Origin of the sequence: Mammaliicoccus sciuri (genome assembly GCF_002901825.1) — a bacterium.
Lineage (GTDB): Bacteria > Bacillota > Bacilli > Staphylococcales > Staphylococcaceae > Mammaliicoccus > Mammaliicoccus sciuri.
Map to the genome: position 1 here is coordinate 1,445 of NZ_PPQD01000034.1, position 25,878 is coordinate 27,322.

Here is a 25,878-nt window from a genome sequence, read left to right on the forward strand (position 1 = left end):
TATTATTTTAATTTAATAGGGGCATAGTTCAACGGTAGAATAGAGGTCTCCAAAACCTTTGGTGTGGGTTCGATTCCTACTGCCCCTGCCATGGCGGCTGTGGCGAAGTGGTTAACGCATCGGATTGTGGTTCCGACACTCGTGGGTTCGATTCCCATCAGCCGCCCTTATTTTATATTAATGGGCTATAGCCAAGCGGTAAGGCAACGGACTTTGACTCCGTCACTCGCTGGTTCGAATCCAGCTAGCCCAGTAGTCTGGCGGCATAGCCAAGTGGTAAGGCCGAGGTCTGCAAAACCTCTATTCACCGGTTCAAATCCGGTTGCCGCCTCCATTAATAACTTTGCGGGAGTATTTCAACTTTTAGAATACATTCCTTCCCGGAATGAGATATAGGTGCAAGTCCTATCTTCCGCTCCATTATTATTAATACTGCTATTTATTAAAATGCGGGAGTATTTCAACTCTTAGAATACATTCCTTCCCGGAATGAGATATAGGTGTAAGTCCTATCTTCCGCTCCATTTATTTCTTCCATTGGGAAGATTTTTTTGTAGGATTTTTATTAAGCCGGTGTGGTGGAATTGGCAGACACGCGGGACTCAAAATCCCGTGTCCGTTGAGGACGTGTCGGTTCGAACCCGACCACCGGTATATATTAATAAACCATTTAGAACTATTTAAGTCGTAAACGTTGATTTTACGGCTTTTTTGTTTGTTAATAAACCATTTAGAAACATATAAGTTCAAATTTTTGGTCACAGTTAGGGCTATAAGATCAGACTATATTAACAATTTTGTTAAGTGCTGACGCCTGAGAAAAAAGTATGAGTGAGAGACTACAGGCTCGAACCATACCCTAGGCAAGCATGCACGTACAAAATCGTAGATTATAAAAAATAACATCTCATTTTTACTGTGAATCAGTAGAATGAGATGTTATTTTTTTAGAGTTTCTTTTAAAGTTTAATAATATAATCAATCTTCTTATCTTTATACATTTTACTTCTTGTCATTACTTGAGGGATATCATATTTGTTTTTCATACTAATTGCTTTCGATAGGCTCTCATCAGTACAAGCGACTATATCAATATTGCTAGTGTGTTGAAGTATTTCTACATAAATTTCTGAAGTAATATTACAACCATCAATACCAACTTTTTGTTTGTTCATTTTAATTACCCCCTAATATTTGTGATTGATTAAAGGGTAATCTATGAAATGCATTTCATGTCAATGGTTTAATTTAAATACTGAGTTTCTTTTAATAAGTTTTGTTTCAAATAAATAGTTATTCAGTTTATCTTCATATAGTTGATTAAACAAACTTTTACCAATTTGAAAGAGGGGAATCTCTATTGTAGTAAGGTTCAGCAACTTAGATATTTTATGATTTTCAAATCCAATGATAGATATGTTTTTCTTCTTTTCTTCATCTAAACTTATAAATAATCCTGCTGCTGTGTTATCTCCTGATACAACAATTGCTGTTGTTGGATTTTCTTTATTTTCAATTTCTTGTGCGAGTCTTTGACCATCTTCTAATAATACAAAATTCTCATATATATCTTGATCATTGTAAGTTATAGAATTCTCACTGCAAAAGTCTTTATATGCTTGTATTCTTAAAATTGAACTAGTGCTATTTCTTCTATTTATGGCACATGCAATATGTCTATGTCCATTATTGTATAGATGATTTAATGCTTGTTTGAAGGCATTATAGTGATCAATATATGTAGTTCTAAATTTAGAGTTTGAAATATTTTCGAATATGGAAATTGGACCATACTCTATATACTGTTCAACTATATTTAATGAAATATTCCTTGAACATATAATGAGTGCGTCTATTTGTTTTAATTTTAACATTTCCAAAGCGTCAATTTCTTGATCAGTATCATAGGCAGTTTGAAACAAAACAATTTTTTTGTTTGATTTAATCGCTTCTTCAGAAATACCTTGAATTAACTGTGAAAAATAGGGATGATTAGAGAATGGCAAAACGACACCTATCAAATTTGTTTTACCTTTTTTTAAATGAATTGCATTGATATTTGGTATATAATTTAATTCTTCTATAGTATCAAGTACTTTTTGTCTTTTTTCTTCATTAACATAAGGGTGGTTATTAATTACTCGTGATACAGTACTTGGTGAAACGCCAGCTCGTTTAGCTACTTCTTTTAAATTTGTCATTTGCATACCCCCTCGATTATACTTATTACTATGTTATTATTTTAGCATATAAATTGAACTATATTTACAAAGATAAAGTAGGTGTAATTTATTAAACAGCAATTTTATGAATTAGAATGTGCACATTTGGATGCTAGTAATAGAGAGGATAAGTCGTTTATCATAAATTTACTTGATGATGATTTTAAAGAAATAGGTAAGTCTGGCAGAATGATATATAAACGTGATATTGAAGAGAACACTTTACATACATTTGATTATGAGATTTCGGATTTTATAGTTGAAAAAATCCAAAAAGGTATTGTACTAACGACTTATGAATTAATCAATAAAACTGATCATATTTCAACTAAGCGAAGTACATTATGGATTAGAAAACAATCTGAGTGGAAGATGAGATTCCATCAAGGAACAATAGTAAAAAAATGACTACAAAATTGTAGTCATTTTTTTGTCTTTATTTCCGCTTTACTAATTCAGGCTCAAGATGATAGACATCTGGTTGATTTTCCTTATATTCAATTGCATTGATAAGGATATTAACTAATGTTTCAGCAATTTTTTTAGTAGGGACACCAACTGAATGAATCACTGTATCCATATGGTCAAATTGAGGTACATTGTCGTATGAGTATACAATATGTTGATCAAGTGAATCTTTTAAAGTGTGTATGAGTCCTAAAGTAATATCATAACTTCCACAAATGATACCTTCTGGTAAAGTATGATTGGTTAAATATGATTTTAATGCAAAAAATGTATCTTCAGCAGATAATCCTTTTGAATCAATCATATTATAATTAAGATGATGTTCTTTACAATAATGTTCAAAGGTTTCTTTCTTTATAATTTGTCGAATATCATCGGTGTTAAGATCTCCAATATAACAAATATTTGTTATATTATTTTGCATTAAATCATCTAATGAAAGAATCATTGCATGTTTATGATTGACATTTACAATAGGGTATTCGAGCTTTCGGTCTGTACCATAGGCAACTACTGGAATATTAGAACTTATGATACTTGGTAAGGTAGAAGCTTCACCTTCATCAAATACGATGATGCCATCAAAACGTAATTCTAAAAATTTATGTGCAGCAGTTTCCACATCATCGATTGATACAGACATAAAATATCCAGTATTCTTTAAAAAGTTATTAATTTCTGAAACAAGAGTTGAAACTGCAACTCTGTCTACTGATGGCCAAATGAGTCCAATTGTTTGGCTCTTATTTGAGACTAAAGAGCGAGCGGAATTATTAGGTATATAATTCATTTCTTTTGCCTTTTGTTGTATGCGCTCTGTTGTTTCAGCAGTAACTAAAGGAGAATTTTTTAATGCTTTACTTACTGTTGAATAACTAACACCACAGGCATTTGCAATGTCTTTTAATGTTACAGCCATGTGAGTCTCCTTTAAATATTATTTTCTATATTATACCATAAGCACACAATTTCTATAAATAACAACGTTGTTATTTTGATTCATTTCATTTATACTTATCAATAAGAATTAAAGATGTAATCAAATTGATTACTTTTTTAGAATTAATGGGGGATGAGAGATGAAAAAAATTTTACTGTTAATTGTAAGCGTATTCATAGTTTTGTACGGATGCCAACAAAGTGACGCACAAGATAAAGATGTTAAGACTTTAACATTAGCACATAACCAATCAACAACACATCCAGTACATAAATCTTTAGAAGAATTTAAAAAAGAAGTAGAAAGGAAATCTCATGGAAAATTAAAAATCAAAATATATGCGAACGGACAACTTGGAAGTGAGCGAGAAGCGATTGAAATGACGCAAACAAATGCCATTCAATTTACAAAAGTTTCAGCAAGTGCACTTGAAAGTTTCTCTGAATCGTATTCTTTATTCAGTATGCCTTATCTATTTAAATCTCAAGATAGTTTCCGATCCATTATGAAAAAACCTGAAGTACAAAATTCATTCTTTAATACGACAAAAGACAACGGGTTTGTAGGTATTACTTACTATGACGCAGGATTAAGAAATATTTATACAAAAGATAGAGAGATAAAAACGAATAAAGATTTACATGGTTTAAAAACACGTGTTCAACCTAGTAAAACAAGTGTTGAACTTATTAAATCATTAGGTGGTACACCAACACCAATGGCGTTTGGTGAAGTTTATACAGCACTACAATCTGGTGTTATTGATGCAGCTGAGAATAATGAAACAGCATTGACTGACAATAAACATGGTGAAGTCGCAAAAAATTATTATAATACAGAACACGCTATTGTTCCTGATATTTTAATCATGAATAAGGATGCATATAATGATTTATCTAAAGAAGAAAAAGGATGGATAAAAAGTGCAGCAAGATCTTCAACTGAAAAGCACGAAGTTATCTGGGATAAAGCTATTAAAGAAGGGATTAAGACAGCTAAAGAAGATATGAATGTTAAGTTTCATGATGTAGATAAATCATCTTTCAAAAAAGCTGTAAAACCTTTACAAGAAGAATTTAAAAATAATAAAGGAACTGAAAAACAATACAAATTGATTAAGGAGGCAGAACAAAATGAATAAATTAACACATTATATCGATAGAACTTTGCTTTCTGTTTCAGGTGTATTGGTAACTGTAATGGTTATTTTATCAGTTTGGCAAGTGATAACTAGATATATATTAAACACACCAAGTACGACAAGTGAAGAAATCATTCGTTTCTTGTTAATCTGGTTTGCATTATTAAGTGCAGCATATGTATTTGGTAAGAAAAAGCATATTGCCATTTTATTTATTAGAGAAAAGTTTCCAGTTAAAGCGCAGTTATTTATAGAAAGGCTGACGAATATCATTATTTTATTAGTTGCTTTAATTTTGATGATTTATGGTGGTATTAAAATTGTTGCACTTACTTGGACTCAAATAGCACCATCTACTGGTGTATCAATGGCGTTAATGTATGGTGCGTTACCTATATCAGGACTTTTCATTGCTTTCTATTCAATTCGAGGCATTATAACAAATGAGTTACCAGAAAATGATGAAGGCGGTGAAGTGTAATGACGACAATTGCTGGAATCGTATTATTTGTATCTTTAGCCGTATTTTTAGCTTTTGGTATTCCAATCGCAATTTCAATAATTTTAAGTTCATTATTAACGTTAATACTTATTTTCCCATTTGATGTCACAATACTTACGGCAGCTCAAAGAATGATAACAGGTATTGATAACTTTACAATGCTTGCCATTCCGCTATTTGTACTTGCCGGAATATTGATGAATAACGGTGGTATTGCATTTAGATTAATTAACTTTGCGAAAGTGTTAGTAGGTAGATTACCTGGTTCTTTAGCACATACGAACATTGTAGGTAATATGTTGTTTGGTTCTATTTCAGGATCAAGTGTTGCAGCTGCTGCAGCAATGGGGAGAATCATGACCCCCATGGAAACAACACAAGGTTATAAAAAATCATATTCTGCAGCTGCTAATATTGCTTCAGCACCTTCAGGATTATTAATTCCACCAAGTTCATTATTGATTGTTTATTCACTTGTAAGTGGTGGAACATCAATTGCTGCATTATTCATTGCAGGTTACATCCCTGGAATTCTATGGGGCCTAGGTTGTATGGTTGTTGCTTACTTTTTAGCTAAAAAACATGGCTATCCAGTTTCTGAAAAAGTGAGTTGGAAAGATAAATTATTTTTAACTTTAGATGCTATTCCAAGTTTACTATTAATTATTATTGTAATTGGTGGTATTGTAGCTGGAATATTCACAGCAACAGAGGGTGCAGCAGTCGCAGTTCTATATGCGTTTATACTGTCACTTATCTATAGAAATTTAAAAATAAAAGATATACCTGCGATTATTATAGAAACGGTTGAAATTACAGGTATGATTTTATTCTTAATTACAGCATCTGCATTATTCTCACTCGTTATGAGTTTCACAGGATTACCAGAAGCAATTTCTGGCGGTATATTATCATTAACTGAAAATCCTATTTTATTATTATTGTTAATGAATTTAATTTTACTAATTGTTGGTACATTTATGGACATAACGCCAGCAGTACTTATATTCACACCAATTTTCTTACCAATTGCAGATAGTATCGGTTTAGACCCGATTCATTTCGGTATTGTGATCGCATTTAACTTATGTATTGGTAATATAACTCCTCCAGTAGGTAGTGCGTTATTTGTTGGTAGTAGTGTTGCAAATGTACGAATTGAAAGTGTCATTAAGACATTAATACCATATTTTATTATTTTAATTATTCTGTTGTTATTAATTACGTTCGTACCACAATTATCGTTATTTTTACCAAAATTACTTGGGCTTTAGGAAAGGTGAGTATTTATGAGTATGATTCAAGAAAATTTTATTGTTCAATCTAAAAAAGGACAAGCATTATATAAAGTTGCTAAAGATATCCCGATTTTTGATTTTCATTGTCATTTAGATCCGAAAGAAATCTATGAAAATAAACCATTTACTACGATTACTGAAGTTTGGCTTAAACATGACCATTATAAATGGCGCTTAATGCGCGCATATGGAATTGATGAGTCGTATATTACAGGAGATAAATCCGACAAAGAAAAATTCGATGCTTTTATAAGTTTATTGCCAAAAAGTATTATGAATCCGATGTATCACTGGTGTCATTTAGAGTTAGCAAGGTATTTCAATATCAATGAAAATTTAAATAAAATTGATAAAGAACAATTATATAATCAGTTGAATGAAAGTTTACAACAACCAGAATTTCTTCCAAGAAAATTAATAGAAAGAAGCAACGTCCAAATCATTTGTACAACTGATGATCCGTGTGATGATTTGAAATATCATCAATTACTTCGTGAAGATAAGTCATTTGATGTTAAAGTGTTACCAACATTTAGACCTGATCGTTATATCGCCTTAACGAAAGATAATGTAGAAGCATCAATTAATCAATTAGAAAATGCTACAGGAACAAGAATAAATCATTTGGAAGAATATATTAATGCGCTCAATGAACGTATTGAATACTTTCATCAAAATGGCGCAAGAAGTTCTGATCAAAGCTTTGCGAAAGTACTTAAAGTGGATGTAACAAAAGAACAAGCTGATCAGTATTTTGAACAAATTAAACAAGGTGAAGACTTAGATGAGGAAGATTTAAGTAGATTATCTGGGTATATTTTAACTGAAGTAAGTAAAACGTATAAAAAATATAATTGGGTTGTACAGTTTCATCTTGGACCAGTAAGAAATAATAATACATTATTGTTTGAAGAAGTTGGTCCAGATGCTGGATTTGATAGTGTAGGTGATATGCTCAGTTCGTCTGATTTAAATAGATTTTTAGATCATTTAAATCAAAATGATGCATTATCAGATACAATTATTTATCCTAATAATGCAAATGATCACTTAATGGTGCAAGCTACAGCTGGAAACTTTACTTCAGATAAAGTCAAAGTGCAACTAGGTGCTGCATGGTGGTTCAATGATACTAAAGAAGGAATGGAACAACATTTAGTAGAATACGCAAATGTTGGATTGTTATCTACTTTCGTTGGTATGTTAACTGATTCAAGAAGCTTATTATCGTATACAAGACATGAATATTTTAGAAGAATATTATGTGAAATGATTGGTAAACGTGTGGAAAGAGGAGAAATCATTGATGATGATGAAATTCTTTCTGAAATTATTAAGGATATATGCTTTAATAACGCTGTGACTCTATATAATATCGAAGGCGTAGATGCTATATAATAATTAAGAACCTAAGACAGCATCGTCTTAGGTTCTTTTACATTTAGAACTTTAGATTTTCAATTGTTTTTAAATCATCTTTATAAACTGGTATCTCTGCGCCTTTTACTACAAATGTTGGGATATGTTGTAAAGTCGTTTTTACGGTTATTGTTTGACCACCTTCAAATTGTTTGCCACTATGAAAATCAATCCAACCTTTGTTGTTGTTAGGTAAATAGATTGTTCTTTCTTGTTGAGATTTTTCTACGATAGGGGCAATTAACATATGCTCACCTAACATAAATTCATCATTTTCTACAAAAGTAGTGATATCATTTTCATATTGGTAAAAAGTAGGTCTTATAATTGGTTCATACGATTCATGTGCCTGTATAACTAATGACTGAAGATATGGTTTAAGCTTTTCATGGAAGTGCATGGCTTGCTTAACTTCAGATAATACTTTTTGATGCATCCAAGGTTCATTTACAGTACCATCATCATTCCATGAGTGGATTGAAAATCTCGGATAATAAGCACCACATTGCACCCATCTTAAAAATAATTCTGCTTCTGGTTTATCTCCAGAAAAACCGCCAATATCATGTCCGAAATTATAAACACCAGATAGACTTAAACCAATTGCCATAGCATTATTATATTTTAATGTATGCCAACTCGTATAGTTATCACCTGTCCAAGTTTGAACATATTTACTCATACCAGCTGCACCAGATCTACTAATGATATAAGGATATTCTTCTTTATGATATTTTTGTTGAATTTCTCTTGATGCTTTCATCATTAATATAGGCATGATTGCTTTATAATCTTGGAAATTCGCTTCATTTCCGAATCCATTTACGATAGCTTTATCATCCCAAATTTCGAACTCGTTATTATCATTCCATGTGCAATTCACATGATTAGATAATAATTGTTGTTCTATTTTTGATTGCCACCATTTAATAGTGTCTTTATTTGTAAAGTCTAAGTAGTATCCTTTTTCATCCCAAAATTGTACAAGAAGCGGTTTGCCATTCATATCTTTAATAAATCCATCTATGGCTAATACCTCATCTAGTAGAGGATGATCTGTAAGTAGGGTAGGTTTAATATTAGCAACTAATTCTACATTCTGGTCTGTATAAGCTTTACCAAAAGATTTTGGGTCTTTAAATTTATCGTAATTCCAATTAAAAACGTATCTCTTATCATGAATGGATGTATAACCTGATGATAGGTGGAAAGATCTAATCGTTATATTATGTGTGTTACACTGATTTAGAAAAGACAACAATCTTTCATCTGAATTTGGTAAATCTGTATATTGCATTGTTGAGCCAGAATAAGACAAACTCCATTCAGGCATCAGTGTTGGTCTTCCTGTTAAATGACTAAAACGCGTCGTTACTTGTTGAATAGACGGACCAGCAATAACGTAATAATCAAGAAAATCTGATTTAGTTTCATAATATCTATAATGACCGTGATAATTATCTAACTCTTGTCCAAGATCTACAATAGAGTCTTGATAATCATCATAGAAGATACCAAATGCTATATTTTCGTCAGTATTGTATGTGAGATAATAAGGAATATGTTTATAAAGCGGATCAGTCGTTTCAGCATTATAACCCATAGCATCTATATTCTTCATTCTGTATCGTCTGCCATGCTTATTCACTTTTCCACTCTTTTCTCCGAGTCCAAAATACATTTCATTTTTATCTCGATTTAAATAATGACAAGTCGGGTGATTTTTTGATATTTGATGATGATAGCTGCCTGTCTGACGGTCTTGCATGATTTTAATTTCTTTGTCAGATGAACTTAAATCATACCAACTACAATAGAAATCTTCTTTATCAATAATGAGTTTTAATAATTTTGTCTCAATTATAATATTGTGTTGTTCTTCTGAAATTTCATATTGAGGACATGAAAAGTTAGATTGATCGTATCTTGAGAGACCTTCAAACGGTAAGTCAGTATCTCCTGGTGTAATGGTCCAAGTTGGTAAAGATATATCTTTCTGTGTAGAAGATTTAATATTGATTAAGTAATCTTCTAATATGCGGATTGTAAAGAAATGCTCATTTTGCTTGTCACTGATTACAATTGTATTTTTATCTTGTGAAATCATATTAAACATGTAAATAGCCTCCTATAACAACGTTGTTATTTAGACTATTACATTAATCTATACCAAAGTAAAGTAAAATAGTAAAAATAGCATTGTCTATGAAAATAAAGTCATATATCATTAATACATATTATTTCAGGAGGCTTTTTATGGATAAACATTTCACAGTAAAGGAATTTTTCTTTAATATTTTAAATGGTATAGGTGTAGGTATTGTTATAGCATTAATACCAAACGCCATACTTGGTGTGTTATTTAGTTATTTATCACAGTTTCATCCGCTATTAGAAATGTTTAATCAAGCATTATTACTCATGCAGTTTGCGATGAGTTTTATTATAGGGATCGTTGTTGCACATCAATTTAAATTCCAAGCTACTGATGCGGTTATGATTGGCGCTGCAGGATTAATAGGTTCAGGCGCTGTAAAAATACAAAATGGTCAATTTATATTTGTGAGTATAGGGGATGTCGTCAATTTAATCGTTGTGTTAATTATCAGTTGTTATTTGATGATTAAATTGAAAGGTAAATTTGGTTCTTTAGATATGTTGATTATGCCAATTATTATTTCAGTAGTTAGTGGATTTATAGGTATGCTGACACTTCCATATGTTAGTAATGTAACTAAAGGCATCGGCAAATTAATAGAACAATTTTCTACATTGAATCCGTTAATGATGTGTATATTGATCGCGATTACATATGCATTATTAATGGTTACGCCAATTTCAGTTGTTGCAATAGCTACTGCAGTCGGTTTAAACGGTTTAAGTTCAGGAGCTGGCAATATGGGTATTGTTGCAGCATGTGTGACTTTCTTAATGGGCTCATGGAAAGTAAACGAAAAAGGTATCAATATCGTACTTATAATCGGTGCAGCTAAAATGATGATTCCAGTATATTTCAAAAATCCAATCATCGCAGTACCATTAATCGTAAATGGATTAATGAGTGGATTACTAACTTATTTCATAGGCATAAAAGGTACACCAATGTCTACAGGATTTGGTTATACAGGATTTGTTGGACCAGCAAACGCATTAAAATTTATGGAAGGATCAGTATTTTTAAATATATTAATACTTGGCGTAGCATATTTCGTCATACCGTTTGTATTTGCATATATCGTACATAAAGTTTGTTTAAAAATACTTCCAAAATACAATCAAGAAATGTTTTTATTTAAAGAAAATAATTAAAATGAAGAGAAGGCTGAGACAAGAAAGATGTCTCAGCCTTTAAATTTGTCTCAATACTGGTGCCGTTATTAGCAAGTTTGGCGAGAAGTGCAACTACTGGGGTCGTTATAAGCAGTTTTGGCAAGAGGTGCAAATAAGGAGATCAGTAATTACAATTCTCAGTAGTTTTGTAATTAAGGCTGTCCATAGTAACACTTCAGCTGACTTTTGTAATTAACAACCCCGTTATGAACAAGTTTAGACAAAACTGTTCACAAGGACACTAATTAGTAACACTTCTTGTTAGTTGTGTTATTAACCATACTGCATACATACATTTTTAATTGTAAGAATATTATGAAAAAGAGATTGTTTGTTTTCATAAAGTGTTGTAGAATTAATCATTATTATTTTTTTACTGAAAGGAAGAACATATTATGAAATTTAAATTATTTAATATAAGAGAAGATGAAAAGCCTTATGCATATCAATGGGGGCAATCTAATGGTCATGAAATTGAATGTACCGAAGAGGATTTAACTTTAAATAATGTCCATACTTTATCATCTTTTGATGGTGTGAGTACTCAGCAGCTATTTAAGTTTGATGACAGAATATATGAAGCACTTAAAGATGTAGGTATTAAACAAATTGCTGGTCGTGCTGCTGGGTTTGATATGTTTAATTTAACTGAAGCTGCTAAACATGATTTAAAAATAACAAATATTCCTTCATACAGTCCAAATGCGATAGCGGAATTTGCAGTTTGTAGAGCATTAGAATTAGTAAGAAACATTAATAAAATAAATAAAAAAGTAGAACGTCAAGATTTTACTTGGGATGAAACAGTAATCGCTACAGAACTAAGAAATATGACGGTACTGGTTATTGGTGTTGGTAGAATTGGTAAAGTGTCAGCACAATTATTTAAAGGATTTGGTGCGGAAGTTATCGGTTATGACCCATATGATCAATCGTTACGCGATATTGAATATGTACAAAGTTTACAAGAAGGACTATCTAAAGCTGATTTAATCACATTACATGTTCCTGCAAATGAAGAAACGACACATATTATTAATGAAGAGACGATTAAATATATGAAAAATGGTGCATATTTAGTGAATACAGCTAGAGGTGCGACAGTGAATACTAATGATGTCATTCAAGCATTAAATAGTGGTAAATTACATAGTGTCGCTTTAGATGTATATGAAAATGAGTTTGCATATTTCTCATATGATTATAAAGACAAAGAAATTGAAGATCCTACTTTAAAAGAATTGATGTCACGTGATGATGTTTTAATTTCACCTCATATTGCATTTTATACGCATACAGCAGTACAAAATATGGTTGAAATTTCATTAGATAGTGCACTTGAAGTTATCACAACTGGATACAGTGAAAATGAAGTTCAATTAAGTAAAGTATGAATGAACGTTCGTTCATACTTTTTTTATAAAAAGCTATTGCATAAAATTTCATAAATGCGTATAATAATGAATATTATTAATTCAGGAGGTAACGAATTTGAAAAGAAATGTATTTACTAAAGTAGTTATAGCAACAATTTGTTTACTACTTACAATTCCTTATTTAGCCCCCATAAAGTCACAAGCTGCAGAAACTGATCAATGGGATAAAGCTAAAGAACGAGGCGAGTTAAGAGTAGGCTTATCAGCAGATTATGCACCTTATGAGTTTGAGCACACTAAAGATGGTGAACGTGAATATGCTGGGATAGATATAGAACTTGCTAAAAAAATTGCAAAAGACAATGACATTAAACTTAAAATTGTGAATATGCAATTTGATAGTTTGCTAGGTGCTTTAAAAACTGGAAAAATCGATATGATTATTTCTGGTATGGCTCCAACTCCTGAGAGAAAGAAACAAGTTGATTTTTCTGATGATTATATGGAAGTTAATCAGAGAATGATTATACAGAAAAAAGATAAAGACAAATTAAAAACGATTGATGATTTTAAAGGTAAAATGGTCGGTGTGCAAAAGCAAACGACTCAAGAAGAATTGGCAAAAACAGAAATGCCAGAATCTCAAGTTAGCTCATTGACGAGAGTACCGGAAGTTATTATGTCACTTAATTCTGGAAAAGTAGATGGCATGATTATTGAAGGGCCTGTTGCTGATGCGTACCTAGAGAAGAATCCTAATTTAACATATTCAGATGTAACATTTTCAGATGCAGACAAGACAACAGCTATTGCATTACCGAAAAATTCACCTGAATTAATGAAGAGAGTTAATAAGAGTGTTAAAGAAGTTCGTGATAATAATTTGATTAAAGACTATCAAGATAAAGCAACTGAAGCGATGTTCGATGATGGTTCTTTCTTCAGTAAATATGGTTCATATTTCTTACATGGTGTAGGTTATACGATTTTATTATCATTCTTAGGTGTAGTAGCTGGGGCATTAATTGGTTGCTTCTTAGCACTTATGAAATTAAGTAATAGTAAAATATTTAAATCGATTGCTTCAGTTTACATTGAATTTATAAGAGGCACACCATTACTTGTTCAAGTATTTTTAGTTTACTTCGGTACAACAGCAGTACTTGGATTAGATTTATCAGCATTAATTTGTGGTATTATCGCACTCATCATTAACTGTAGTGCTTATATTGCAGAAATTATTAGAGCTGGTATTAACGCAGTAGATAATGGCCAAATGGAAGCAGCTAGATCACTAGGATTAAATAAATCGCAAGCAATGACTAAAGTTATCTTGCCACAAGCCATTAAAAATATTTTACCTGCATTAGGTAATGAATTTGTAACAGTTATTAAAGAATCTTCTATAGTTTCTGTTATCGGCGTAAGTGAATTGATGTTTAATGCTCAAGTTGTTCAAGGGGCATCATTTGATCCATTTACACCATTATTAGTAGCAGCAGTATTGTACTTTATCTTAACGTTTACGTTATCTAGAGTGATGTACTTTGCTGAAAGGAGGTTTAGTGTAAGTGATTAAAGTTAACGATTTACACAAATCATTTGGTAAAAATGAAGTATTAAAAGGTATTAATTTAAATATTGAAAAAGGGGAAGTTGTTGCGATTATCGGCCCATCTGGTAGTGGTAAAAGTACGCTTCTTAGATGTTTGAATTTATTAGAAGAACCTTCCTCTGGACAGATTGTATTTGAAAATAATGATTTAACAAATACTAAAGGTGCAAAGTTGGATCAATTAAGACAAAAAATGGGCATGGTTTTCCAAGGTTTTAATCTTTTTCCACATAAAAAAGTAATCGAAAATATTACACTAACACCTTTAACTTTGAAAAAAGGACAAAAATCCGAATTAGAAGATCAAGCTAAACAATTACTTCAAAAAGTTGGTCTAGAAGATAAAGCAGATGTTTATCCTTCTAAATTATCAGGTGGACAAAAGCAACGTGTAGCGATTGCTCGTGCGTTAGCGATGAACCCAGCAGTTATTTTATTTGATGAACCAACATCAGCATTAGACCCCGAAGTTGTTGGTGAGGTATTAAGTGTTATGAAAGATTTAGCCAAAGAAGGTATGACAATGGTCGTTGTAACACATGAAATGGGATTTGCTAAAAATGTCAGCGACCATGTGATTTTTATGGATGAAGGTATTGTTCAAGAAGAAGGTACACCTGAACAAATATTTGATAATCCTCAAAACGAAAGAACGAAACAATTTTTATCTAAAGTATTATAATACTAAAAATAGAAGAGGTGTTTTCGTGTTAGATATAGGTATAGTCGGTGGAAGTGGATACGGTGCAATCGAATTGATGAGATTATTAAATCAGCATAAAGAAGTGAACATCAAATATGTATTCTCACACTCGAAATCTGGTCAAGATATTAAGGAAACATATCCACATTTACAAAATAATATTATTGAACAATTCACAAGTTTAGATGTAGAAACAGTGCAATGTGATTTAATATTTTTTGCGACCCCCTCAAATGTGAGCAAGAATTTTATTCCTAAATTAATAGAACGTGGTATTAAAGTAATCGATTTATCTGGAGACTTTAGGTTAAAAGACCCCACAATTTATGAAAAATATTACGGAGAAAAGCCAGCTCCTCAGAGTGTATTGGATGAAGCGATGTATAGCTTGCCTGAGTGGTCAAATGTGGATGGATCATCGACACAAATTATTGCAAACCCGGGTTGTTTCCCAACGGCAATACTCTTATCTTTACACCCTCTTTTAGAAAGTGACTTAATTAATAAAGACACGATTATAATAGACGCTAAAACTGGTGTTTCAGGTGCTGGTAGAACATTAAGTCAAAATGTTCATTTTGGCGAAGCAAATGAAAACTTTTCAGCTTATAAATTAGGATCCCATAAGCATACACCAGAAATTGAACAGTATTTATCACAAGTCTCGAAATCAGACATAAAAGTGACATTCACACCTCATCTCGTTCCTATGACAAGAGGTATATTGGCAACTATTTATGTAGATTTAAAAGATCAAACAAGTGAAGAAGCATTACATCAAATATATAAACAGAAATATGATGACAAACCATTTGTTCGTGTAAGAGACCTTGGCGAATTCCCTACAACAAAAGAAGTTCTAGGCAGTAATTACTGCGATATAGGTATTTATGTTGATGAAGACAGACAAAAAGCTATTATCGTTGCAGTTATAGATAATCTCGTTAAAGGTGCAAGTGGTCAAGCAATTCAGAACATGAATAGATTATTTGGATTTAATGAAGATGAAGGATTAAATTTATTACCAATATACCCATAGAATAGGAGGAATTTGATGTTAGATAAGACTGAAGAATTAATTGACTCTGAAATGATCATTATAGAAGAAGGTGATGTCGCATCACCTAAAGGATACATTGCTGGCGGCATGCATGTTGGTTTACGTAGAGAAAAGAAAGACTTTGGTTGGTTATATTCATCAGTTCCAGCTAATTGTGCAGCGGTATATACACAAAATGCTTTTAAAGCAGCCCCATTAAAAGTCACTGAAGAAAGTATTAATGTTGAACACAAACTTTCGGCAATTGTTATTAATTCTGCCATCGCAAATGCTTGTACAGGTCAAAGAGGTTTGGATGATGCAAAGCAAACTCAGAAATGGATTTCATCTAAACTACAACTACCTGAACATCAAATCGCAATTGCATCTACAGGCTTGATTGGTGAATTTTTACCTATGCAAAAAATTGAAGATGGTGTGAATAATATTGATATTCTCAATAATGCACATTCTTCTGATTTTAATGAAGCTATTTTAACAACTGATAAAGAGACTAAACATATAGCAGTACAAATTAAAATTGATGAGGAAGTTATTACGATTGGCGGTTCATGTAAAGGGTCAGGCATGATTCATCCAAATATGGCTACAATGCTTGGCTTTATGACTACAGATGCAAATGTTGACTCTGATGATTTGAATGACTTATTAAAAGAATCTGTTGATGAAACGTTTAATATGATTACAGTTGATGGTGATACAAGTACAAATGATATGGTTATACTTTTAGCTAACGGTGAAAGTGGCCAACATACATTAACTAAATCACATCCAGAATGGGAGAAGTTCGCTCAAGCTGTCCAATATGTGAGTCAATATTTAGCTCAGAGTATTGCAAGAGATGGTGAAGGTGCGACGAAGCTAATCAAAGTTAATGTCAAAGGTGCTAAGACTAAAGCTCAAAATAGTGCAATTGCTAAAACAATTGTTGGTTCAAGCTTAGTGAAAACAGCAATACACGGTGCTGATCCAAACTTTGGAAGAATCGTAACTTCAATCGGTTATGCTGATCATACTGTAGATACTAACGAAGTAGACGTTTGGCTTTGTGGACATTTATTAGTCAGTAAAGGTATGAATGTAACATTTGATGAGTTAGATTTAAAAGCTAAAATGGAGCAAGACACAATTGAAATAGAAGCAAAAATTGGAAATTCTCATCATTCATCTACCGCTTTCGGATGCGATTTGAGTTATGATTACGTAAAAATTAATGCATTATATAGAACTTAATAGGAGGTCATTAAGTGAAGTATGCAGTCATTAAAATTGGTGGAAGTGTATTAAGCAACTTAAGTCAAACGATAATAGAAGATATACTTACTTTAAAAAGTCAAAATTATATGCCAATCATTGTCCACGGCGGCGGCCCGTTTATTAATAAACAACTAACTAAAATTGGTATTGAAAGTAAATTTGTAGATGGATTACGTGTTACTGATGAAGAAGTGTTACTACAAACTTCAAGTACATTGATAGGTGAAGTCAATCCACAAGTTGTGTATCAAATTAATCAACACGACTCATTAGCATTAGGAATAAATGGCATTGATATGAATTTATTTGACATTAAACCTTTAGATTCTAAATATGGATTTGTAGCAGAATGTACATCCGTTAATAAAGAAACACTGGCTAATATATGTTCGAACAGTATTCCAGTTATCGCACCAATCGGTATCGATAGAAATACTGGTCAAAGATATAATATTAATGCAGATAGCCTTGCATATAAAATAGCGAGTGAAATGGAAGGCGACTTATTCTTAATAAGTGATATTCCAGGTGTACTGATTAAAGATGAAGTACAAAGTCATTTAAGTATAAATGATATTCATAATTATATAGAAACAACTGAAATATATGGAGGTATGATCCCTAAAGTTACTGGCGCAATTTCTGCAATAAAAGAAGGCTGTAAAAGCGTCAAGATTATTTCAGGATCATCAGACCATGCATTATTAAAAAGTTCTCATTCAAATAAAATAGGTACAACAATTACATTATAAATTAAAAAATCCGACAGCGTTTTTGAGCACTGTCGGATTTTTTGTTCGCTTATTAGCAGATTTGGATGGAAGTGCAAATACTGGTGTCGTTATTAGCAGATTGGGTTAGAAGTGCAAATAACGAGTGTCTTGTTTACATTTCTCAGGACTTTTGTAATTATGGCTATCCATGGTAACACTTCGGCCGAGTTTTGTAACTATGGCCGTCCATAGTAACACTTCAGCTGACTTTTGTAATTATAGCTATCCATGGTAACACTTCGGCCGAGTTTTGTAATTATGGCCGTCCATAGTAACACTTCAGCTGACTTTTGTAATTATAGCGACCCATAGTAACACATCGGCCGAGTTTTGTAATTATGGCCGTCCATAGTAACAGTTCGGCCGAGTTTTGTAACTAAGGCATACCATAGTAACACTTCAGCTGACTTTTGTAATTATAGCTATCCATGGTAACACTTCGGCCGAGTTTAGTAACTAAGGCATACCATAGTAACACATCGGCCGAGTTTTGTAACTAAGGCATACCATAGTAACAGTTCGGCCAAGTTTTGTAACTAACACCCTCGTTATGAACAAGTTTGGGCGAAAGTGTTCACAAGAACCCCGTTATGAACAAGTTTAGCCAAAAGTGTTCATAACAGCCCCCACCTCAAACAAGCTAAATACTGTCTTGCCAAACCATTTACCATATAGTTTATGAAAGTAATTTTTATATACTTATTTAATTGAATTAATACGAATACCGTAAATTTATTTATTAAATGTGTTAAAATGTATTAGCATGTTTGATAGTGAGGTGAATAAATTTGAATTTAGATCAATTGAAGCAAGAAGTGATAGATTATGCACATTCTATTGGTATTGATAGTATTGGATTTACAACTGCTGATCCTTTTGATGAATTAAAGAAAAAGTTAGAAGATTATCATTCTAAAGGATATGCTTCTGGGTTTGAAGAAAGTGATATTGAATTAAGAACAGTCCCTAAATTATCATTACCATCTGCTCGCTCAATTATAGCAATTGCTGTAGGGTATCCGAATAAATTAAAGGGTGCTCCTAAAAGTGTTAGAGGAGATAGAAGAGGTATGTTTGCGCGTGCTTCATGGGGCCAAGATTATCATACTATTATGAGAAATCGCCTTGATAAACTCAGTTTATTCCTAAAAGAAAAAGTGCCTGATGTAGAAATTAAATCAATGGTCGATACAGGTGTCTTGTCTGACCGTTCAGTAGCTGAAAGAGCTGGGTTAGGATTTGCAGGTAAAAATGGATTTATTATTAATGAAGAACTAGGTACTTGGAGTTATCTTGGTGAAATGTTAGTCAGTATACCATTTAAACCTGATGATCCAGTTATAGATAGTTGTGGTGATTGTAACATTTGTGTTGATAGATGTCCGACAGGTGCCTTAGTAGGTAATGGTCAATTAAATAGTCAAAAATGTATCAGCTTTTTAACACAAACAAAAGGTTATTTAAAAGATGAATACCGCTATAAAATAGGAAATCGTCTTTATGGATGTGACACATGCCAACAAGTATGTCCACGAAATAGAGGGATTAATACTGAACATGACGACATTATATTAGAACCTGAGGTACTAAAACCTAGACTTGTACCACTACTCAAAATGTCTAATAAAGAATTTAAAAATACTTATGGACATTTAGCTGGTGCATGGAGAGGTAAAAAGCCGATTCAACGAAATGCGATTGTCGCACTTGCTCACTTTAATGAAGAAAGTGCAATACCTGATTTAAAAGATGTTGCGTTAACAGATCCGCGACCAATGATAAGAGGTACTGCGTTTTGGGCTATCGGTCAAATACAAGGTGAAGAGGCAAGACCATTCATTATGTCACACTATGAACGTGAAATAGAAGAAGTCCAAGAAGAAATGATAAAAGGATTAGAGATTAGGAGAAAATAAATTATGACAAATCATGTAGTTTTATATCAACCAGAAATTCCAGCGAATACTGGGAATATTGCACGTAGTTGTGCAGCAACAGATACAACTTTACATTTAATTAGACCATTAGGTTTTAGTACTGATGATAAAATGTTAAGAAGAGCTGGTCTAGATTACTGGAAATTTGTAAATATTGTTTATTATGATAGTATTGAAGAATTTTTCGAAAAGACTGAAGGTGGCAACTATTACTTACTAACTAAGTTTGGTACTCAACCACATACTCAGTTTGATTACAGTAATGTTGAAGAAAATCATTACTTTATATTTGGTAGAGAAACAACAGGACTTCCTGATTGGGTTAAAGAAAAATATAAAGATACAGCATTAAGAATTCCAATGAATGATAATGTAAGATCTTTAAATTTATCTAATACTGCTGCAATATTAATTTATGAAGCGTTAAGACAACAAAACTATCCTAATTTATCATAGAAATAAAAAAACTGAGGCCATATGGTCTCAGTTATTAATTATTATTTGATTTTAAAGATTCAAGTTCTTTGTTTAAATCTTCTTCCTTAAGACCGTAGTCTTTAGAATCGCGACCAGCAGTTAACATCGCAGTAATAAATGCTACACCAACCATACAGATTAATAGCGTATTCATTTAATTAGCCCCCTCGTAATGTTATGTTATCTTTATTATATACGAATTAAGGCAATAATTAAATACATTTTTAAGGAGACATTGATATGGATAATTATATTTTGAAAAATGCACAAATTTATACTGAAACATATAAAATTGATCATGGCTATATCGAAGTGCGTAATGGGTGTATTCACGATATTCAAGAAGGGGAATATACAGGTACATTACAAACGATTGATGCGAATGGTCAACACGTACTTCCAGGATTTATTGATATACATATTCATGGCGGTTATGGCCAAGATGCAATGGATGCAACACCAGAAACATTGAATTTATTGTCTGAGAAATTATTATCTGAAGGTACGACTAGCTTTTTAGCCACTACGATGACGCAATCAACTGTAGCCATCAATGCTGCATTAGAAAATGTTGCAAACTATAAACAGATAGATGATAAACGTGCTGAAATACTCGGTGTACATTTAGAAGGTCCATTTATTTCTGAACATAAAGTTGGTGCTCAAAATCCTGCATTTGTTGCAAGACCTACAGTGCAAAAATTCAAAGATTTTCAAGAAAAAGCAAATGGCGCGATTAAAGTAGTGACAATTGCGCCAGAAGTTGAAGGTGCAGAAGAAGTTATTAAAGCACTTCATCAAGATGTTATTTTTTCAGCAGGACATACCGTATCTGATTACGATGGCATTGAAAAAGCAGTTCAAAATGGTCTTAAGCATATTACACACTTATATAATGCCCAAACGACATTTACACATAGAGAACCAGGCGTATTTGGTGCCGCTCTGACAGATGAAAGATTAACAACAGAAGTCATTGTTGATGGTATTCATTCTCATCCTGCTGCAGTAAAATTAGCGTATCTTACTAAAGGAAATGAGAATTTCTGCATTATTACAGATGCAATGCGTGCAAAAGGTATGAAAGATGGTAAATACGATCTTGGAGGTCAAGATGTATTTGTTAAAAATAACGAAGCAAGATTAGAAACAGGTTCACTTGCAGGAAGTATATTACTTATGAACAAAGGCTTAAAAAATTTAATGGACTTTGCAAATATACCACTTGAAGAAGCATGGCGTACAGCAAGTTTAAATCAAGCTATTCGATTGAAAGTTGATGATAGAATTGGCTCAATCAAAGTTGGAAAACAAGCAGATCTTGTTATAGCTGATTCAGAATTAAATGTTTTAACTACTATTAAAAAAGGGTATATTATAAATAATGACTAAAGGTTATGATTTTTGTAAATAGACAAGTTGAAATGAGGAGTGGACAAAATGGCTTTAAACTTTAAAGTATTTGAAACAAAAGATATTGCTGCACGATATGCTGCAGATGTAGTTCGCAAACAATTTAATTCAGACAGCACTTCAGTTGTCGGTGTACATTTAGAAGCTGAGCAAACATCATTTTTCGATGAACTATTAGATGATGTTAAGAAAAATCCTGTGAACTTCAGTCAAATTCATATTTTAGATTTTGACGGTAAAGAAGATTATTACACAGAATTAGGTGTCCCAGCTAAACAAGTATTAAAAACTGATGTCGGTAGTGATGTTGAAGCATTTATTAAAGAAAAAGTGAATACTGACAAAAAGAAAAACAAATTGATGTTAGATGTTGTCACTTTAACTGAAGATAGTAGAACTGGATTAGACTATAATCAAGCAATTCACCCAGCAAGAGAAGTTATCGTACTTGTCACTGGTAAAGAAAAAGCTAAAGCAGTAAGTCAGTTATATCAAGAACCTGCAAATGGTTCTGTTGAATCCGCTAAATTAAAACAACATAGAATGGTAACAGTTGTATTAGATAATGAAGCGGCACAAGGCTTACCTGAAGACGTTAGATCTTACTTCTCAATTCAATTTTCATAAGAAGGTGAGAAATTTGAATAAAAATCTAGAAGAAGAAAATGAAATGGTTCAAGACCTAGAAGATGTTAAAGAACTAGGTAAAGAAATGGAACAAATATCAGAACAAAATGATGAAGCTTTTGAAGAAAAGAAATCTGAACAAGAGTCTTAAAAAACGAGTCTGGGACATAATGTAATGTCTCAGTCTCTTTTTTTCGTTAATTTAAATTATCTGACAACTGAGAGTTTAAATCGCTTTCTTTATACGATATAATAGAGATGAATAAAGAATGATGAATTCAAGAAATAAAGGGGAGTATTGAAATGAGTTACAGAATTGAACATGATACATTTGGTGAAATTAAAGTTCCAAGTGAGAAATATTGGAAAGCACAAACACAAAGAAGTAAACAGAATTTCCCAGTAGGTAAAGAACAAATGCCAATTGAAGTGATTTATGGATTTGCACATTTAAAAAGAGCAGCAGCGATTTCAAATCATGAACTTGGTAAATTATCTGATGATAAGAAAGATGCCATTGTATATGCTACTGATGAAATTTTAAAAGGAAACTTAGATGAACATTTTCCTCTAGTAGTTTGGCAAACAGGTAGTGGTACACAAAGTAATATGAACGTGAACGAAGTTGTGAGCTACGTTGCCAATGAATACTTGAAAGAAAAAGGTTCAGAAGAGTCCGTTCATCCAAATGATCATGTTAATATGTCTCAAAGTTCAAATGATACATATCCAACTGCAATGCATGTTGCTTTATACCATGAAATTGAATCTAAATTATTACCAGCAATTGGTACGTTAAGAGATACATTTAAGAAAAAAGAAGAAAATTTCAAAGATATTATTAAAATTGGTAGAACACATTTACAAGATGCAACACCTTTAACTTTAGGTCAAGAAGTTAGTGGTTGGAGATATATGTTAGATAAATGTGAATCATTATTAAATGAATCTAAAGGTCAATTATTAAACTTAGCAATTGGTGGTACAGCAGTTGGTACTGGTATCAATGCACATCCAGAATTCGGCGATAAAGTGGCTAAACAGATTAGCGAACAATTAGGTTATCCATTTGTATCATCTGAAAATAAATTCCATGCATTAACTGCTCATGATGAAGTTGTTTATGTTCATGGCGCACTTAAAGCATTAGCAAGTGACTTAATGAAAATTGCAAATGACGTAAGATGGTTAGCTTCTGGCCCAAGAGCTGGATTAGCTGAAATTTCAATTCCAGAGAATGAACCAGGTTCATCAATCATGCCAGGTAAAGTAAACCCAACTCAATGTGAAATGTTAACAATGGTTGCTGTTCAAGTATTAGGAAATGATGCAGCAGTAGGTATAGCAGCATCACAAGGTAACTTTGAATTAAATGTATTTAAACCAGTTATTTTATACAATACATTACAATCTATTTATTTATTAACTGATGGTATTGAAACATTTAATAACAATTGTGCAGTTGGAATTGAACCGATTGAAGAAAATATCGATAAATATTTAAATCAATCATTGATGCTTGTTACTGCTTTAAATCCACATATTGGATATGAAAATGCAGCAGCAATTGCGAAAAATGCTCACAAAAATGGATTAACATTAAAAGAATCTGCAATTGAATCAGGGCTTCTAACAGAAGAACAATTCGATGAGTGGATTAAACCAGAAGATATGATAAGCTCTAAAAAATAATAGCAGCTTTAAGACACAAATATAAAGAACAGAAAAAAGGTGCTATAGGCACCTTTTTCTGTATCAAAATATAACTTTGGAGGCAATTTATGAAGAGATTAGGATTAATAGATATAGGTTCCAATACTATAAGACTTGTTATTTTTGAATACTCTAAAGATACAGGTTTAAATGAACTACAAAACGTTAAAACACCAGCACGTTTGAGTCAATATTTAGAAGAAGATAAAACAATGAACAAAGATGGAATCAATATTTTAGTAGAAACATTAAATAGTTTTAAAAAAGTTGCCGAAAAATTTCAAGTGGAAGAACTTGTCCCTGCAGCTACAGCAGCAGTAAGACAATCTAAAAATATAGATGAAATTATAAAAAGTGTAAAAGACAAAACGAATCTCGATATTGAAATTATTCCAGAACAAGATGAGGCGTTTTACGGATTTTATGCAGCAACACATACTTTAAATATAAATAACGGTATTACAGTTGATATAGGTGGTGGTTCAACAGAAATAACTTATTTTGAAGATAAAAAGTTAAAAGAGGCAATAAGTTTTCCTTTTGGTGTGGTAACTTTAGAGAAAATGTTTTTCTCTGATAAAGATCACAATGATAAAAATGCGATAAAAAAATGTGAGAAGTATGTTAAAGAACAGTTTGAGCCTGAAAAATGGATAAAAGATAAAAACGTTCCTATTATAGGAATTGGTGGATCTGCCCGAAATAATGCGCGTATACATCAGTCATTAAATAATTATCCAATTGCAGGTGTACATGGGTATGACATGACTAAAAAAGGACTTGAAGAAGTGTTTGATGTCTTGAAAAAATCTGATAAAAGTGAATTAAAAGATTTAGATGGTTTAAGTAGAGACCGTACAGATATCATTTTACCTAGTTCTATTGTCTTTAATACATTATATGATATCGCAGATGCAAAACGTTTTACGTTCTCAAGAAAAGGTCTACGTGAAGGTTTAGTGATGACAAGAATTAAAGAAGAATTTCCAAAGGCATTTAATAAAAATAATGTTACAAGTGATGCATTAAAACATATAGCAAATGAATATAATATCAATGCTTCAAATGGTAAACAGCGCATGAAATTAGCTGAAGATTTGTTAAACAAATTAGAAGATATCACTAGCTTCAAAATTTCAAAAGAAGATAGAGAAATATTTAAAGAAGCTGCATATTTATATTATTTAGGTTCATTTATTGATGCAGATTCTAGTTCACAACATACGTATTATATTATAGCCAATTCAAGTATTAATGGTTTATCGCATAAAGAAAGGGTTAAATTAGCACTTCTGGCAAGCTTTAAAAACAAGACATTATTAAAGTTCTATATAAAGGGAACGCCTTGGTTTGATGATGAAGAAATGGAAATTATTCAAAAGCTTGGCGGCATCATTAAGTTTGCGCATGCTTTAAATGTTTCTAATACGGATTGCATTGAATCAATGGCATTAACTGAAAAGAAAAATGAATTTGAATTAAAAGCCAAATATGTTACAGACCCAATCGCTGAAGAATATCAGTCAGATAGACAGAAAAAACATTTAGAAAAGTTACTACCGAAAAAACTTAATATTATATTTACACAAGATTAATAAACTTACGTT

At 32.1% G+C, this 25,878-nt stretch carries 24 protein-coding genes and 6 tRNA genes; 25 read left to right on the plus strand and 5 right to left on the minus strand.

Features of this window, described 5'->3' with window-relative positions; all coding sequences use genetic code 11:
* Nucleotides 1-17: 17 nt before the first annotated feature.
* From CD035_RS11420 to CD035_RS11440, 6 genes are all read left to right on the plus strand, one after another.
* Nucleotides 18-91 (plus strand) — tRNA-Trp (locus CD035_RS11420).
* A 2-nt stretch (nucleotides 92-93) separates the two neighbouring features.
* Nucleotides 94-166 (plus strand) — tRNA-His (locus CD035_RS11425).
* Nucleotides 167-181: 15 nt separating this feature from the next.
* Nucleotides 182-253: transfer RNA gene (locus tag CD035_RS11430), tRNA-Gln, on the plus strand.
* A 6-nt stretch (nucleotides 254-259) separates the two neighbouring features.
* A tRNA-Cys gene (locus CD035_RS11435) sits at nucleotides 260-334 on the plus strand.
* Nucleotides 335-345: 11 nt separating this feature from the next.
* A tRNA-Gly gene (locus CD035_RS13970) sits at nucleotides 346-420 on the plus strand.
* Nucleotides 421-569: 149 nt separating this feature from the next.
* Nucleotides 570-654, plus strand: a tRNA-Leu gene (locus CD035_RS11440).
* A gap of 305 nt (nucleotides 655-959) precedes the next feature.
* On the opposite strand, the gene CD035_RS11445 is transcribed toward CD035_RS11440, so the two are convergent.
* Both CD035_RS11445 and CD035_RS11450 read right to left on the minus strand, forming a co-directional pair.
* A complete protein-coding gene (locus CD035_RS11445) occupies nucleotides 960-1,175 on the minus strand; it encodes a hypothetical protein (RefSeq protein ID WP_048539822.1) in 216 nt (71 codons plus the stop codon).
* A gap of 60 nt (nucleotides 1,176-1,235) precedes the next feature.
* Entirely contained in the window at nucleotides 1,236-2,201 is a 966-nt protein-coding gene (locus CD035_RS11450) for a LacI family DNA-binding transcriptional regulator (protein WP_048539823.1), read from the minus strand.
* A gap of 90 nt (nucleotides 2,202-2,291) precedes the next feature.
* Between CD035_RS11450 and CD035_RS11455 the strand changes: the two genes are divergently transcribed.
* Nucleotides 2,292-2,630 (plus strand): nuclear transport factor 2 family protein, encoded by a 339-nt coding sequence (locus CD035_RS11455; RefSeq protein WP_080964638.1) that lies wholly within the window; start codon nucleotides 2,292-2,294, stop codon nucleotides 2,628-2,630.
* A gap of 28 nt (nucleotides 2,631-2,658) precedes the next feature.
* Here the strand turns inward: CD035_RS11455 and CD035_RS11460 are convergent, their stop codons facing one another.
* A complete protein-coding gene (locus CD035_RS11460) occupies nucleotides 2,659-3,609 on the minus strand; it encodes a LacI family DNA-binding transcriptional regulator (RefSeq protein WP_048539825.1) in 951 nt (316 codons plus the stop codon).
* A gap of 160 nt (nucleotides 3,610-3,769) precedes the next feature.
* Here CD035_RS11460 and CD035_RS11465 point away from each other — a divergent pair, with 160 nt between their 5' ends.
* The 4 genes from CD035_RS11465 to uxaC are packed head-to-tail and all read left to right on the plus strand — an operon-like array spanning nucleotide 3,770 to nucleotide 7,969.
* Entirely contained in the window at nucleotides 3,770-4,771 is a 1,002-nt protein-coding gene (locus CD035_RS11465) for a TRAP transporter substrate-binding protein (RefSeq protein ID WP_048539826.1), read from the plus strand.
* Entirely contained in the window at nucleotides 4,764-5,252 is a 489-nt protein-coding gene (locus CD035_RS11470) for a TRAP transporter small permease (protein ID WP_048539827.1), read from the plus strand. The genes CD035_RS11465 and CD035_RS11470 overlap by 8 nt, the downstream gene beginning before the upstream one ends.
* The gene (locus CD035_RS11475; protein ID WP_048539828.1) at nucleotides 5,252-6,547 is read left to right on the plus strand and encodes a TRAP transporter large permease; all 1,296 of its coding nucleotides are present in this window, start codon (nucleotides 5,252-5,254) and stop codon (nucleotides 6,545-6,547) included. The genes CD035_RS11470 and CD035_RS11475 overlap by 1 nt, the downstream gene beginning before the upstream one ends.
* 15 nt (nucleotides 6,548-6,562) lie before the next feature.
* Nucleotides 6,563-7,969, plus strand: a complete 1,407-nt coding sequence (uxaC, locus tag CD035_RS11480; protein ID WP_048539829.1) for a glucuronate isomerase — start codon at nucleotides 6,563-6,565, stop codon at nucleotides 7,967-7,969.
* A gap of 43 nt (nucleotides 7,970-8,012) precedes the next feature.
* Here the strand turns inward: uxaC and CD035_RS11485 are convergent, their stop codons facing one another.
* Complete coding sequence (locus tag CD035_RS11485) at nucleotides 8,013-10,106, minus strand: glycoside hydrolase family 31 protein (RefSeq protein ID WP_053076864.1); 2,094 nt, start codon at nucleotides 10,104-10,106, stop codon at nucleotides 8,013-8,015.
* A 140-nt stretch (nucleotides 10,107-10,246) separates the two neighbouring features.
* Here CD035_RS11485 and CD035_RS11490 point away from each other — a divergent pair, with 140 nt between their 5' ends.
* The 9 genes from CD035_RS11490 (at nucleotide 10,247) to trmL (ending at nucleotide 20,497) form a co-directional block, all read left to right on the plus strand.
* A complete protein-coding gene (locus CD035_RS11490; RefSeq protein WP_048539830.1) occupies nucleotides 10,247-11,299 on the plus strand; it encodes a PTS transporter subunit IIC in 1,053 nt (350 codons plus the stop codon).
* A gap of 416 nt (nucleotides 11,300-11,715) precedes the next feature.
* Entirely contained in the window at nucleotides 11,716-12,714 is a 999-nt protein-coding gene (locus CD035_RS11495) for a D-2-hydroxyacid dehydrogenase (protein ID WP_048539831.1), read from the plus strand.
* A gap of 97 nt (nucleotides 12,715-12,811) precedes the next feature.
* Complete coding sequence (locus CD035_RS11500; RefSeq protein WP_037589738.1) at nucleotides 12,812-14,275, plus strand: ABC transporter substrate-binding protein/permease; 1,464 nt, start codon at nucleotides 12,812-12,814, stop codon at nucleotides 14,273-14,275.
* The gene (locus CD035_RS11505) at nucleotides 14,268-14,993 is read left to right on the plus strand and encodes an amino acid ABC transporter ATP-binding protein (RefSeq protein ID WP_048539832.1); all 726 of its coding nucleotides are present in this window, start codon (nucleotides 14,268-14,270) and stop codon (nucleotides 14,991-14,993) included. The genes CD035_RS11500 and CD035_RS11505 overlap by 8 nt, the downstream gene beginning before the upstream one ends.
* A 25-nt stretch (nucleotides 14,994-15,018) precedes the next feature.
* Complete coding sequence (gene argC / locus CD035_RS11510) at nucleotides 15,019-16,053, plus strand: N-acetyl-gamma-glutamyl-phosphate reductase (protein ID WP_048539833.1); 1,035 nt, start codon at nucleotides 15,019-15,021, stop codon at nucleotides 16,051-16,053.
* Nucleotides 16,054-16,068: 15 nt separating this feature from the next.
* Nucleotides 16,069-17,307, plus strand: coding sequence for a bifunctional glutamate N-acetyltransferase/amino-acid acetyltransferase ArgJ (gene argJ / locus CD035_RS11515; RefSeq protein WP_048539834.1), 1,239 nt, complete (start codon nucleotides 16,069-16,071; stop codon nucleotides 17,305-17,307).
* 14 nt (nucleotides 17,308-17,321) lie between these two features.
* A complete protein-coding gene (gene argB, locus CD035_RS11520) occupies nucleotides 17,322-18,083 on the plus strand; it encodes an acetylglutamate kinase (RefSeq protein ID WP_048539835.1) in 762 nt (253 codons plus the stop codon).
* Between the two features lie 809 nt (nucleotides 18,084-18,892).
* A complete protein-coding gene (gene queG, locus CD035_RS11525) occupies nucleotides 18,893-20,020 on the plus strand; it encodes a tRNA epoxyqueuosine(34) reductase QueG (RefSeq protein ID WP_048539836.1) in 1,128 nt (375 codons plus the stop codon).
* A 3-nt stretch (nucleotides 20,021-20,023) separates the two neighbouring features.
* Nucleotides 20,024-20,497 carry a tRNA (uridine(34)/cytosine(34)/5-carboxymethylaminomethyluridine(34)-2'-O)-methyltransferase TrmL gene (gene trmL / locus CD035_RS11530; protein WP_025904798.1) on the plus strand — a complete coding sequence of 158 codons (474 nt, stop codon included), beginning with the start codon at nucleotides 20,024-20,026 and terminating at the stop codon, nucleotides 20,495-20,497.
* A gap of 34 nt (nucleotides 20,498-20,531) precedes the next feature.
* Here trmL and CD035_RS13975 read toward each other — a convergent pair whose 3' ends face one another.
* Nucleotides 20,532-20,672 (minus strand): hypothetical protein, encoded by a 141-nt coding sequence (locus CD035_RS13975; RefSeq protein WP_162841915.1) that lies wholly within the window; start codon nucleotides 20,670-20,672, stop codon nucleotides 20,532-20,534.
* Nucleotides 20,673-20,758: 86 nt separating this feature from the next.
* Between CD035_RS13975 and nagA the strand changes: the two genes are divergently transcribed.
* The 5 genes from nagA (at nucleotide 20,759) to ppx (ending at nucleotide 25,866) form a co-directional block, all read left to right on the plus strand.
* Complete coding sequence (gene nagA / locus CD035_RS11535) at nucleotides 20,759-21,910, plus strand: N-acetylglucosamine-6-phosphate deacetylase (protein ID WP_048539837.1); 1,152 nt, start codon at nucleotides 20,759-20,761, stop codon at nucleotides 21,908-21,910.
* A 48-nt stretch (nucleotides 21,911-21,958) separates the two neighbouring features.
* Complete coding sequence (locus CD035_RS11540; RefSeq protein ID WP_048539838.1) at nucleotides 21,959-22,558, plus strand: 6-phosphogluconolactonase; 600 nt, start codon at nucleotides 21,959-21,961, stop codon at nucleotides 22,556-22,558.
* Complete coding sequence (locus tag CD035_RS11545; RefSeq protein ID WP_370622769.1) at nucleotides 22,497-22,709, plus strand: SAS053 family DNA gyrase inhibitor; 213 nt, start codon at nucleotides 22,497-22,499, stop codon at nucleotides 22,707-22,709. Before CD035_RS11540 ends, CD035_RS11545 begins: the two co-directional genes overlap by 62 nt.
* Before the next feature lie 152 nt (nucleotides 22,710-22,861).
* Nucleotides 22,862-24,250, plus strand: coding sequence for a class II fumarate hydratase (gene fumC, locus CD035_RS11550; RefSeq protein ID WP_048539839.1), 1,389 nt, complete (start codon nucleotides 22,862-22,864; stop codon nucleotides 24,248-24,250).
* Between the two features lie 89 nt (nucleotides 24,251-24,339).
* On the plus strand, nucleotides 24,340-25,866 hold the full coding sequence (gene ppx, locus CD035_RS11555; protein ID WP_048539840.1) for an exopolyphosphatase: 1,527 nt from the start codon (nucleotides 24,340-24,342) through the stop codon (nucleotides 25,864-25,866).
* The last annotated feature ends 12 nt before the right edge of the window (nucleotides 25,867-25,878 follow it).

Bases quoted from the DNA above. Each gene is read 5' to 3' on its own strand.
- nagA (WP_048539837.1), top strand. From the start codon at position 20,759: ATGGATAATTATATTTTGAAAAATGCACAAATTTATACTGAAACATAT.
- CD035_RS11495 (WP_048539831.1), top strand. From the start codon at position 11,716: ATGAAATTTAAATTATTTAATATAAGAGAAGATGAAAAGCCTTATGCA.
- argJ (WP_048539834.1), top strand. From the start codon at position 16,069: ATGTTAGATAAGACTGAAGAATTAATTGACTCTGAAATGATCATTATA.
- CD035_RS13975 (WP_162841915.1), bottom strand. From the start codon at position 20,672: ATGAATACGCTATTAATCTGTATGGTTGGTGTAGCATTTATTACTGCG.
- CD035_RS11465 (WP_048539826.1), top strand. From the start codon at position 3,770: ATGAAAAAAATTTTACTGTTAATTGTAAGCGTATTCATAGTTTTGTAC.
- CD035_RS11485 (WP_053076864.1), bottom strand. From the start codon at position 10,106: ATGTTTAATATGATTTCACAAGATAAAAATACAATTGTAATCAGTGAC.
- CD035_RS11475 (WP_048539828.1), top strand. From the start codon at position 5,252: ATGACGACAATTGCTGGAATCGTATTATTTGTATCTTTAGCCGTATTT.
- CD035_RS11445 (WP_048539822.1), bottom strand. From the start codon at position 1,175: ATGAACAAACAAAAAGTTGGTATTGATGGTTGTAATATTACTTCAGAA.
- fumC (WP_048539839.1), top strand. From the start codon at position 22,862: ATGAGTTACAGAATTGAACATGATACATTTGGTGAAATTAAAGTTCCA.
- CD035_RS11490 (WP_048539830.1), top strand. From the start codon at position 10,247: ATGGATAAACATTTCACAGTAAAGGAATTTTTCTTTAATATTTTAAAT.
- trmL (WP_025904798.1), top strand. From the start codon at position 20,024: ATGACAAATCATGTAGTTTTATATCAACCAGAAATTCCAGCGAATACT.
- CD035_RS11450 (WP_048539823.1), bottom strand. From the start codon at position 2,201: ATGACAAATTTAAAAGAAGTAGCTAAACGAGCTGGCGTTTCACCAAGT.
- CD035_RS11540 (WP_048539838.1), top strand. From the start codon at position 21,959: ATGGCTTTAAACTTTAAAGTATTTGAAACAAAAGATATTGCTGCACGA.
- CD035_RS11460 (WP_048539825.1), bottom strand. From the start codon at position 3,609: ATGGCTGTAACATTAAAAGACATTGCAAATGCCTGTGGTGTTAGTTAT.
- CD035_RS11470 (WP_048539827.1), top strand. From the start codon at position 4,764: ATGAATAAATTAACACATTATATCGATAGAACTTTGCTTTCTGTTTCA.
- CD035_RS11545 (WP_370622769.1), top strand. From the start codon at position 22,497: ATGAAGCGGCACAAGGCTTACCTGAAGACGTTAGATCTTACTTCTCAA.
- uxaC (WP_048539829.1), top strand. From the start codon at position 6,563: ATGAGTATGATTCAAGAAAATTTTATTGTTCAATCTAAAAAAGGACAA.
- ppx (WP_048539840.1), top strand. From the start codon at position 24,340: ATGAAGAGATTAGGATTAATAGATATAGGTTCCAATACTATAAGACTT.